The following is an 11,332-nucleotide window of genomic DNA, read 5'->3' as shown; positions in this document are numbered from 1 at the left end:
GTTGAACAGGAGGGGTATCGATCATTGGATCGTCTCCTCGGTAAGCTGAAGGAAGACGTCCTGGAGCCGCCCGCTCTCGGCCTCGAAGGCGAGGATCGGCATCTCGGCGCGGATCAGGACGTTCGGGATTTCGTTGTTGAGCTGGCGGCTTGGAGGTGTTTTCGTCGGATCAAGAAGCTCGACGCGCAGCCAGCCCGCGTCTCCATTGACAAAATGTCCCGTGACAGGCTGCAGAATGGTCGTCAGGATGCGGGTGGAGGTCGCTTCTGTGTCGATCGTTCCCCCTGCGCGCCGGCCGGGTTCTTGGCTTCCTCGGCCCAAACGGCGCTGCAGGCAAAACGCCTTTCGTGACCAATAGGACTTGTTAGGGTCTTCGGGCGCGAAGACGTGAGCAGATGAGCCGGGCGCTACGGCGACACTTCCGCGAGACATTCAGTGCAGGCTCCCTCGTGCCTGCCAGCACGCTTTCAGGTTGACGCGCCTATTTATCGCTGCGGTCGTTAGGCTTTACGATTCGGCAGTTGAGCTGACTCGCTTGCGAAGGGATTACCCCTTTTTGCGAAGGGGCCTCGTCCGTGATGTCCGACATCAACGCCAGAGTGGGCTTAACTGAGAGAGCGAGATTTCGGCTCATCATAGCGCTTGAAGGAAGTCGTCGCCGAGCAGGCGCTGGAGCTGCGGCTGCAAAAAGGCATGATCGCGACGGGAGCGACGACGGTCCCCGGAACGGCGCCACCTCCCGCTGGGGGCGTCCGGAACTTCGCATGAGCCGCTACGGCTTTCGGTTAGGCCGGCAAAGCCGTTTTGGGCTATCGGTCCGCCGGCGCGCTTTGTCCTATCTTGGGTTTCCAACGTCGGGCAACGGTCGCACTGGCTCCCTTAGCCAGCCTACGCTCCGCTGGCGCGGCGGGTCGGTTGCGCAACACTTGTCAACTTGATGGGTCGCAGTGCTGCAGGCGAAGCTCGCGCAAATACGTACAAACCGCACACCGCCAGCAGAGCCATAAGCAAGGAGTACGCGAACTCGGCCCCCGGCAGAGGCGGCAAGCGGCACTGCGTGCTTGTCTGGTCGAGTCCAGTGTTGGTGCTCCGATGAGATCATATGAAGGAGGTCTCCCATGAAACCTGCTGGTTACTACCTAGCGCCCGGCGCGTTCGTCCTCGTGCTTGCCGGGGCGACCGGCGCGTCGGCCGCGGAACAGCCGATCGCCTGCAAGAAGGTGCCGTTGGTGGTGCGGGACATGTTCCACAAGGATTTTCCCGTCGCCAAGGTCAAGGCATGCGCCCGCGAGGTCGAGAACGGAGAACTGGTTTTCGAGATAGCAAGCGTCGAGGGCGCAATGACGCGCGATGTGCTCTACCATAAAGACGGCAAGGTCATCGTCGTCGAGGAATCAATTCCGATGGAAGCGGTGCCTCAATCGGTGCGTGCGGCCGTTGATACGAAATTCGCAGGTGGAAAGATCAAGCTTGCGGAGAAGCTGATGCGCGACGGCAAGGTGAGTTACGAGTTCCAGATAAGCTACAAGGGCAAGAACGTTCAGCCCGTCTTCGATCCGGATGGAAAGGAAGTGAAGGGCTGATGGGCGAAACTCTTGCACTGAAGGGTCGCTGACATAGCTTCAATCAGCCTGAGAGAAGAAACAAGTCCGGCGCAGGCAGACGGGCTTGCGGACCTCACTCGAGTTCAGCAGAAGGCAGCCGTCAACAAGCGCCGGACATCCGGACGATCGAACCTACCTGCCTAACTTCACGTGTCCGCCGAATTGGAGCGTCGCGCGCACACTGAAGGTGTGCGTTTTCTCGTCCTCACCATTCTCCGCGAATGTGTAGGCGGCGCCGAGGTTCCATTTCGCCGCGCCGGACGGCGCGTCTTCTTCTTCCCCAGACGCATAAATTACTTCGAAATCCGCCAATTGCTCGCGGGTGTCCGGACCGTCGGCGACAAAGTTCCGCTGATGCGTGTAGGTGGCTATGTAGGTCATAGGTTGCACTTCCAGCGCGACAGATCCGGTGAGAAGCAGAGCGTCGTCCGGACCGCCATCGAAATGCTTAAGGTAGGCCGATTCGCCGAGAAGCCTCAGTGTGTTCCCGTTGAGGTCGAAGCTTCCAGTGGCGGCAGCAAGGTAGGCCAATTCATTGCCGGTCCCCGGCAGCGGTTCCTCTTCTTCTTCCTCCTCCTCCCCTGTGTCGGCGGCCAGCCCAGGCTTCTGGTATCGGATGCCAAGGCGATAGCCGAATTCACCGTCCTTGTAACAATCGCCCTTTTCCGCCCCTTTGCAGCCATCAAGGGTAACTGAGAATGAGGATAAACCGGTGGTGTTGCCGGCACCGCCATCCGCCAGCGCGAGCCGTCCACGGTTGGTAAAGAGCGACTCGCTGAGGAACGTCCGGTCGGTCGTAAATACCGTCGCGGCCAGGGCATGGTTCAGCCCAAAGCCCTCGAAGCCAACAACAGCTTCGCCACCCAGACGTTCGTCAGCGTCGAAAACAGACGCCAGATCCGGGGCGTGTATCCCCGGCAGGGCTTCGCTGGCCAGGCTGAACACCGTGTCGAACTTTCCGGCCCTCACGGTCAGGGGATCGACCTTAGCGAGAGCGTAGAGCTCACCGACATAGGTGCCGATCCCTTGAAAGGCCGCATCCTCCCCGGGTTCCGGGTCGACCACGGGCTCGGTAACGATGGCACTCACGAACCGAAGATAATCCGTCGGCGCGTAGAAAAGATCGAGTTCGAACTTCGGAAACAACACATTGGATCTCAGGAAAGACGGATGTGCGCCAAATATCCAGTCGTTCTGCAACTCCGCGGTAGCCTCGTACCCCGCGCAGGGCGCGGCGCATTCTTCGGCCAGAGCCGGTATCGTTTCTTCGGCCAGAGCCCGTTCGTGCTCCTCCGCCAGTGCAGAAGCCGAAGAGTACAGCAGCCATATGCCACTAAGCGCTAAGATAAAAAGGCGAATGACCGTCGAGCCCCCATGAGATGCACCACGCGTCGATGATAGCCGATGAGTCCACTGCGGCAACTGCGATTTCGTCATTTTGTCCCTTACAAACGCGACTTGTCTCATACAAACGCAAACGTGTCGCATCTCTACAACACTTCTTCGCTATTCCGCGCCGGTACGCTCCCCCGAGGACCGCCGGCGCAGCAAATTGGCGGTCCCGCTTCGCCTTCCTCGAATGAATATTCGGGCACTCCCCGACCGAGGCAAATTGCGCCAGAGCACGTCCAGCCTTTCGCTGGAAACAGACACACGCGCATGCAACCGACGCGAGCACTCACGGCGTGAGTGGCTATCCTAATAAATTTGTATGAACTATTTCTCTACTCCAAAAGTTAGAGACCCGCCGGATATACGGTAATAGCGCCTTGCAATATTGATTAATTATGCGGCGCCCTCCCGCGTGATACGCTTCGGGACTGTCTCTGATCTGTCGCAGGCGCGGTTTCGCGCGCCGCGGAATCGTGGGGGATTGCCGTGCTGCAAACGCTCGTCAAGCTGAGTCTGGAATTTCGGCATCTGGTCATAGCAGCCGCGATACTCCTGGTAGCGGCGGGTGCCGTTCTTCTTCCCAAGGCCAGAATCGACGCTCTTCCCGAGTTCGGGGCGCCGGTCGTGGAGGTGCAGACCGAGGCGCTCGGGCTGTCGACAGGCGAAGTCGAAAGCCTGGTGACCATCAATCTCGAAGAGATTCTGACCGCGACGCCGTTCCTCAAATCAATTCATTCCAAGTCGGTGCCGGGGATGGCTTCGGTGTTGCTCACCTTCGAGCCCGGCATGGATCCGATGAAAGCCCGACAAATGGTGCAGGAGCGTCTTACGATGGCTTGGGCCCTGCCCAATGTCTCGAAGCCGCCCACCATGCTGCAACCGAAGTCGGCGGCAGGCCGCGCCATGATCGTCGGACTGTCGTCCAAGACCGTGTCGCTGATCGACATGTCGGTGCTGGCCCGGTGGACGATGACGCCGAAGCTGCTCAGCGTGCCGGGCGTCGCCAACGTCGCGATCTGGGGCCAGCGCGCTCGCCAGCTTCAGGTGCAAATCGAACCTCAGCGCCTCGAATCGGCAGGCGTCTCGCTCGATGAAGCCGTAGAGAGCGCCGGGGATTCGCTCTGGGTCTCGCCGCTCAGTTATCTGGAAGCGTCAGTACTCGGAAGCGGAGGCTGGATCGACACGCCGAACCAGAGGCTCGGCATCCAGCATGTGCAACCGATCAGCAAGGCCAGCGACCTGACGAAGGTTGCTGTCCCGTCTTCCGCGCTCAGGCTAGGAGACGTGGCCGAGGTCGTCGAAGGCCATCCGCCGCTGATCGGCGATGCGATGATCAACGGACAGCCTGGCCTCATCCTCGTCGTCGAGAAGCTTCCCAACGTCGACACCAAAGCGGTCGTAGCGGGGGTCGAAGCTGCGCTCGCGGAGTTGAGCCAAGGCATGCCGGGCATCGACATCGACGCCTCCCTCTACCGCGCCTCCGACTATGTCGACAGCGCCTTGGCCAATCTGGTCCGGATGGTGATCGCCGCCATGGTGGTCGTGTCCGTAGCCCTCTTCCTGTCCTTGACGCCGGTCGGCACGGCGAGCGTCGCCGTCGTCGCGATCGTCCTGTCGTATGTCGCGGCACTTGTCGCTCTCTATTTCAGCAGCCCGATCTTCAACCTGATCCACCTGGCCGGCCTCGCGGCCGCGCTTTCCCTCGTGGTCGACACTGCGGTAGTGGCTGCCGAGGCCCTCGGGCGACGCCTTCGCGCCGGTGGCGGCCGTCCGCTCGCCGCGCCTCTATTCGATGCGATCGGCGAAATCGGCAAGCCAATGATCTATGCAGCGGTGATCGGTCTGCTGGCGGTCGCTCCGATACTCGGACTCGACGGCGAAACCGCGGCATTCTTCCGGCCGCTGGCTCAGGCCTATGGCGTCACGGTGGCCGCTGCCATGGTCGTCGTGCTCTTGGCGGCGCCCGCCCTCGCGATGGTTTTTTTCCGTTCGGGCAGCGCAGCAGGAAACAGGTCCGAACCTGTGGTGGCGCGGCTGTTCGGTGCGGCCTATGGGCGGCTGCTGGGGAGGTTCTCGGCGACGACCGGTCCTGCCTATGCGATCGTGGGTCTCGGAGCGTTGGCGCTACTCGCGGCGACGCCCGCCCTGAAGTGGTCGCCGTCGCCGTCCTTTGACGAAGGCACCGTCCGCGTTTCGTTCAAGGCCGCGCCGGGTGCATCCTTGCCCGCCATGATCCGCACGATGGCGCGACTGGAATCCGAAGTCCGCGCAATCGATGGAGTCAGCTCTGTCGCTGGCCATCTCGGCAGGGCCATCACGGGCGACCAGGTCACCGGCATCGAATCCGGGCAGCTCTGGATTGGGCTCGACGAGCGGGGGAACCGAGCCGCCGCACTGTCGCAAATTCGCGACACGATGGAAGGCTTCGCGGACCTCGAGGTGAAGGTTGAAGGCTATCTGGCCAGTACGGCCGGGCGGATCTTCGCCGACGCCGGCGAACCAGTGGTGGTCCGCATCGAAGGGGCCGAGACGGCCGTGCTTGAAGAGCAGGCAAAGCTCGTCGCGGCGAGAATCGCCGCCGTTGACGGCATCAACTCCGTACGCATCGACAAGAACGCTTTCTCGCCCGAAATCGAGGTCAAGGTCGACGTTGCGGAGGCTGCCGCGCGCCGGATGTCTCCCGGTTTCAGTCCACGTGCGGCAGCGACGGTCTTCGCCGGGCTCGAGGTTGGCAATCTGTTCGAGCAGCAAAAGGTCTTCGAAGTGGTCGTTTGGGGGGCTCCCAACGCACGAAGCAGCATCGCCGACGTCGAGAATCTTCTGATCGAAACGCCTGATCGCCCGCATACACGCCTTGGCGATATCGCCGAGGTGCGGATGGTGCCGCAGTTGAGCACCATCGAGCGTGACGGCGTCACGCGCAGCATGGACGTTCACGCCAGCGTCGCAGGCCGCAGCGTCACGGCAGTGGCCGAAGACGTGGCGGCAGAGCTCAAGAAGGTGCAGCTCCCCTTCGAATACCATGCCTACGTTCGGGGCGAGTATGCCGAGAGCCGTGCAGCCATGCTGCAGGTGACGCTCTTCGCAGCGTCGGCGGCAGTGCTGATCTTCTTCCTGCTGCAGGCGGCGCTGCAAAGCTGGCGACTGGCGACCGGGATGTTCCTTTCGCTGGTGGCAGTGTCGGGTGGCGTCGCGGCGATCCTCGTGGCGGTAACGGGCACCGTTTCGGTTGGGGCGCTTGCCGGACTTCTCGCCGTCCTCGGGCTTGCACTCCGCAACGGTCTGGTTCTGGCCAGCCGCGTCGATCAGACCGGGGAGGGTGACGAATCCTGGCCGGACCGTGTCGCGGCGGCCGCGCGCGAGCGCTTTGCGCCTATGCTGACGAGCACGCTGGTCACCTGCCTCGCCTTCCTTCCCGCAGTGGTCATGGGCAGCGCCGCCGGTCTGGAGATTTTGCATCCAATGGGATGGGTCGTGATCGCAGGCGCAGTCATTTCAGTCCTGATCAATCTGTTCGTCCTACCGGCCATGATGCTCCATTCCGGCCCGGTTTCACGACGCCTTGGAGGAGTTGCACATGCTTCGCAATAGGCTTTTTCTTAAGTCATCCCTCGTCGCCGGTGTGGCTTTCGTCGTGGTTGCCACGGGACCCCTCGCGGTCGCGGAGTCGCCCGCAGGCGCGCCTGCCAAGCTGGTAGAGGTCGCAGGTTCCCCATTTCCACGCGTGGTTCTGACCGAACAGGCTGCCAAACGACTGAGCATCCAGACCGAAGCGCTGCGGGAGGAGACGGCCAAGCGGTGGATGATGATGAACGCCCAGGTCGAGATTGCGAGCGGTGAACCGTCGGTGAATGCAATTACGGAGACGGCTTCCATCGCGCCGGCCGGTGAAAGCGGCCAAGCACGGCAATCCCTGATCAAGGTGCCTGTGGACGCGGCGAGCCAGATGTTGATCGCGGTTGTCGACGACGAGGATGACGAGGACGAGACCGGCGACCACGACGAGTTTGCCGAGATTTTCGGCGTCGCCAACCCGGCGGACGAGGATAAGGACGGTCTAGTGGTCGTGCTGCTGACCGGCCAAGGCCGCTCCGGTAAATATTACACGGCGCGGCCGGTGGCGGTGAAGGACCGGGACGACGGGCGGTTCTTTGAATTCCTCGAGGCAAGCAGCGGCGTCAAGCCAGGCGATCATGCGTTCGTGGCGATGAAGGCGCCGGAGAGCGGCAGCATGGCGAAGATCGTGCCCTACTCGTCGGTTGTCTATGACGAGCACGGGGACAGCTGGCTCTACTCCAATCCGGAGCCGCTCGTCTTCGTCCGCCAAAAAGTGGCTGTCGAGCGCGTCCTTGGCGACATAGCAGTGCTGTCGGACGGACCAGCGCGCGGTACGCCGGTCGTGTCGGTCGGCGCGGTCGAGCTGATGGGGGTTGAATTGAAGTTTGGCGGCCACTGAGCGGGCGTGAAAGACATTCCGTCGCTTGCGAACGCCTGAGTTAGCCGGCGTCCAATCATCCGAACAAAGGACAGGGCCATGTTCCGCTGGATCATCGGCACGAATCTGAAATACCGGTATCTGGTACTGGCCGCGGCAGCGCTGATGGTGCTGCTGGGTCTGGACGTGTTCCGCAAGATGCCCGTGGACGTCTTCCCCGAATTCTCCCCGCCGCTGGTGGAGATTCAGACCGAGGGTATCGGCATGTCGACCGCCGAGGTCGAGGAGCTGATCACCATTCCCCTCGAGGATGCACTGCGCGGCACACCGGAACTCGACGTCATCCGCTCGAAGAGCGTGATGTCGCTGTCCTCCATTGTCATGATCTTCAAGCGGGGAACCGACATCATGCACGCCCGGCAGCTCGTCCAGGAGCGAGTGCAGCTTGCGTCGGCCAGACTGCCGTTCGGCTCGAGCCCGCCCGTCATGCTGCAGCCCTTGTCGTCGACCAGCAGGACCATGAAGATCGGCCTTTCGTCGAAGGAGCTCACTCAGCTCGACCTGTCGATGACCGCCTATTGGAAGATTCGCTTCCGCCTGCTGCGCGTGCCCGGCGTCGCCAACGTGGCGATGTGGGGCGAAAAGCTCAAACAGCTGCAGATCCAGGTCGATCCCGCACGCATGCTGAAACACGGCGTGACGCTGAACGAGGTCATGGAGGCTTCGGCCGATGCGCTGGACTTCGGCCTGCTGCCGATGTCGAGCTCAGCCAAGAGCCAGACCGTAGGCTTCATCGACACCGACAACCAGCGATTGTATGTCGGCGCCGACATAGCGTCCAGCGTGAAGCTGGAGGACGTCAAGAGAATTCCGGTCGAGTCAAAAGCCGGCGAGCGACTGGTACTGGCGGACTTTGCCGACGTCACCTGGGGGGAACCGCTGCCGATCGGCGACGCTGTGATCAATGACGGTCCCGGCATGATGCTGATCGTCGAGAAGTTCCCGTGGGCGAATACGCTGGAGGTCACGCGCGGCGTCGAGGCCGCCTTCGCCGAAATGAGGGACGGCCTCAAGGGCATCGACGTCGACCTGCAGATCTTCCGCCCGGCGACGTTCATCGAGCTCTCGATCCATAATCTGACAATGGCCTTGCTGGTGGGATCGGTCCTGGTGGTCTGCGTTCTCGGCGCCTTCCTGTTCGAGTGGCGGGTGGCGCTCATCAGCCTGCTGGCGATCCCGCTCTCCCTGGTCGCGGCGGGACTTGTTCTCTACTGGCTCGGAACGACCATCAACACGATGGTGCTGGCCGGCTTCGTCGTGGCGGTGGGATCGGTGGTGGACGACGCTATCATCGACGTTGAAAACATCACGCGGCGATTGCGCGAGAATCGCCGCAGCGGCGCTGGCAAATCGGTGGCATCAGTTATCCTGGAAGCATCGCTCGAGATCCGCAGCCCGATCGTCGCCGCGACCCTCATCATCGTCATCTCGGTCGTCCCTGTGTTCTTCATGGGTGGTCTGTCGGGCACTTTCTTCGTACCGCTGGCGACGTCCTATTCCATCGCGCTCCTCGCTTCGATGGCCGTGGCGCTGACGGTGACGCCGGCACTCTGCCTTATCCTGCTTCAAGGAGCGCCGATCGAGCGCGTCTCGCCGCTTGTCGGGCGGTTGCAGCGAGGCTATGCCGCCATGCTGTCGCGGATCATCGCGGCTCCTCGCACGATCTTTGGGATCACCGCGTTCGTCGTGGTCGCGGGATTGGCCGTTTGGCCGCTGCTCGGAACCTCGCTCCTGCCCTCCTTCAAGGAACGTGACTTCCTCATGCACTGGCTGACGCCGCCCGGGACATCGCATGCAGAGATGTACCGGATGACGGTGGCTGCCAGCAAAGAACTGAGATCCATTCCCGGGGTGCGCAACTTCGGCGCTCACATCGGCCGGGCGCTGGTGGCCGACGAGGTGGTGGGCATCGACTTCACGGAGAACTGGATCAGCGTCGATCCGAAGGTCGACTATGACGAGACCCTGAAAGCGGTTCAGGACACGGTCGGCGGCTATCCCGGTATCTATCGCGACGTCCAGACCTACCTTCGCGAGCGCGTGAAGGAAGTGCTCACCGGGTCGGGCGAGTCGATAGTGGTTCGGATTTTCGGGCCTGACGCGGCGATGTTGCGGGAGCAGGCGGTGAGGGTCCGCGACGCCCTGACCGGCATCGAGGGCCTGATTGACCTACACGAGGAGCCGCAGAAGACGGTACCGCAAATTCAGGTCACCGTGGATATCGCCAAGGCGGCTTCCAGGGGTCTCAAGCCCGGCGATGTTCGTCGCGCTGCTGCCGTGATCTTCGCCGGTCACGAGGTGAGCGACGTTCATCGCATCGGAAAGGTGTATGACGTCATGGTATGGTCGACGCCCAAATCGCGGCGCGGCCTTGACGACGTACAGAACGTTCTCCTGGATACCCCCGACGGCGGTCAGGTCCGGCTCGGCGACGTTGCCGAAGTCAAGATTGCCCCGGTGGCCAGCACCATAAAACGTGAGAACGCCTCGCGCCGCCATGACGTGCATGCCAACGTGCGCGACCGCGACCTGGGCTCGGTCGTCCATGAGGTTGAGGAGCGCCTGGCCAAGTTCGAGTTTCCGCTCGGCTATCATGCCCAGCTGCTGGGCGAGGCGGCGGAACGCAGGGCTGCGCAAAGCAGGCTCGTCTATGCCTCTGTTGTCGCCGCGGTCGTAATCTTCATGCTGCTGCAGGCCTCCTTGAGAAGCTGGAGGCTCGCTGCCCTGGTTTTCCTGTCACTGCCGGCCGCTATGGTCGGCGGGGTCATCGCCGCGTATCTGGGCGACGGCATCATCTCGCTAGGCGGCCTCGTGGGGTTTCTGACGGTGTTGGGCATCGCGGCCCGCAACGGGGTGCTTCTGATCCACCATTTCCTGCATCTGGAGCGCGAGGAGGGCGAGCCCTTCGGACCGGAACTTGTCCTGCGCGGCGCGCGTGAACGCCTTTCGCCCATTCTCATGACGACGCTGGCGACCGGTCTTGCGCTCGTCCCCCTGGTTGTCACCGGCAACATTCCCGGGCAGGAAATCGAACATCCGATGGCCATCATCATTCTGGGCGGGCTGATCACGTCAACGCTTCTGAACCTCTTCGTCGTGCCTGCCATCTATCTCAGACTCGGTTCGCTGCAGGCGCGATCGCCGGCGCGGACCACAGGTCTCGGCCTGGAACCATCTCCCCTTTGATACAAGGCCCGAGATCTAGACCAGAACGTTCGTGACTCTACCGCATCCATCCACCGGCTATACCGTTGGCGATCTCGATCGCGCAGCGAAACAGCATGATACCTTACAAAACTCGGAGGACTTGGAGCAGCAAGGAACGCGTCCGTGATTTCGTCTTCACAAAGCGGGCAGGCCAACAGAGCTGGGCCTAGCCGGCGGGGCTAGGAAACGAAATACGGCACCGGCTATACGCTCCTGCCGCTATGATGGGGCACGCATCCATAAGTGAAGCAGCGTCGCTAATTCCCACGCGGTCTGGGCTTTGGTCCTGGTAGGCTTTCGCACGGATTTGCGGCCAATCTGGCGATTCGCGGATCTCTTAGCCAGAGAGTCTTCTTTCTTCTTTCTAGAATCTCGTTGCGGCCCACATCGACGGCCGATTGGCCTTTCGCGGCAAAGGCATAGTCGGCTCGGTTCGTGCGATAGTCTTCCTTTTGGATGGACATCTTTTTCCTCCCGGTCCGCGGCTCCCTCCACTAGCCTGGACGGAGAACACTAGCTGCCGATGCATGGCAGGAGTCTACAAATTGAGGATTGTATTAAAATGATACACTCCACCCGCTCGTCTCACGGGCGCCGCTCAGCATTACCCTGAACCGGCCCGTATGCCGCGCCT

Annotated in this window: 6 protein-coding genes; 5 read left to right on the top strand and 1 reads right to left on the bottom strand. The window is 62.0% G+C overall.

Translation table 11 applies throughout. The features are described from left to right. The coding region (locus tag EOA49_RS14960; protein WP_206520179.1) for a hypothetical protein at positions 1-351 on the top strand (351 nt) is incomplete at its 5' end. Between the two features lie 767 nt (positions 352-1,118). Next, positions 1,119-1,583, top strand: coding sequence for a hypothetical protein (locus tag EOA49_RS14955; RefSeq protein WP_127240283.1), 465 nt, complete (start codon positions 1,119-1,121; stop codon positions 1,581-1,583). A gap of 153 nt (positions 1,584-1,736) precedes the next feature. Here EOA49_RS14955 and EOA49_RS14950 read toward each other — a convergent pair whose 3' ends face one another. Next, positions 1,737-3,041 carry a hypothetical protein gene (locus tag EOA49_RS14950; RefSeq protein ID WP_127240281.1) on the bottom strand — a complete coding sequence of 435 codons (1,305 nt, stop codon included), beginning with the start codon at positions 3,039-3,041 and terminating at the stop codon, positions 1,737-1,739. Between the two features lie 441 nt (positions 3,042-3,482). On the opposite strand from EOA49_RS14950, the gene EOA49_RS14945 reads away from it, so the two are divergent. The 3 genes from EOA49_RS14945 to EOA49_RS14935 all read left to right on the top strand — a co-directional run bounded on the left by EOA49_RS14945 (position 3,483) and on the right by EOA49_RS14935 (position 10,677). Continuing rightward, a complete protein-coding gene (locus EOA49_RS14945) occupies positions 3,483-6,587 on the top strand; it encodes an efflux RND transporter permease subunit (protein WP_164749230.1) in 3,105 nt (1,034 codons plus the stop codon). Continuing rightward, positions 6,574-7,452 carry a hypothetical protein gene (locus EOA49_RS14940; RefSeq protein ID WP_127214972.1) on the top strand — a complete coding sequence of 293 codons (879 nt, stop codon included), beginning with the start codon at positions 6,574-6,576 and terminating at the stop codon, positions 7,450-7,452. The genes EOA49_RS14945 and EOA49_RS14940 overlap by 14 nt, the downstream gene beginning before the upstream one ends. 78 nt (positions 7,453-7,530) lie before the next feature. Further along, positions 7,531-10,677, top strand: coding sequence for an efflux RND transporter permease subunit (locus EOA49_RS14935; protein ID WP_067329506.1), 3,147 nt, complete (start codon positions 7,531-7,533; stop codon positions 10,675-10,677). Positions 10,678-11,332: the final 655 nt, after the last annotated feature.

This window comes from Mesorhizobium sp. M1A.F.Ca.IN.020.04.1.1, assembly GCF_003997315.1.
Classification (GTDB): domain Bacteria; phylum Pseudomonadota; class Alphaproteobacteria; order Rhizobiales; family Rhizobiaceae; genus Mesorhizobium.
The sequence above is the reverse complement of the archived record's forward strand: the minus strand, read 5'-3'. Positions and strand labels throughout refer to the sequence as shown.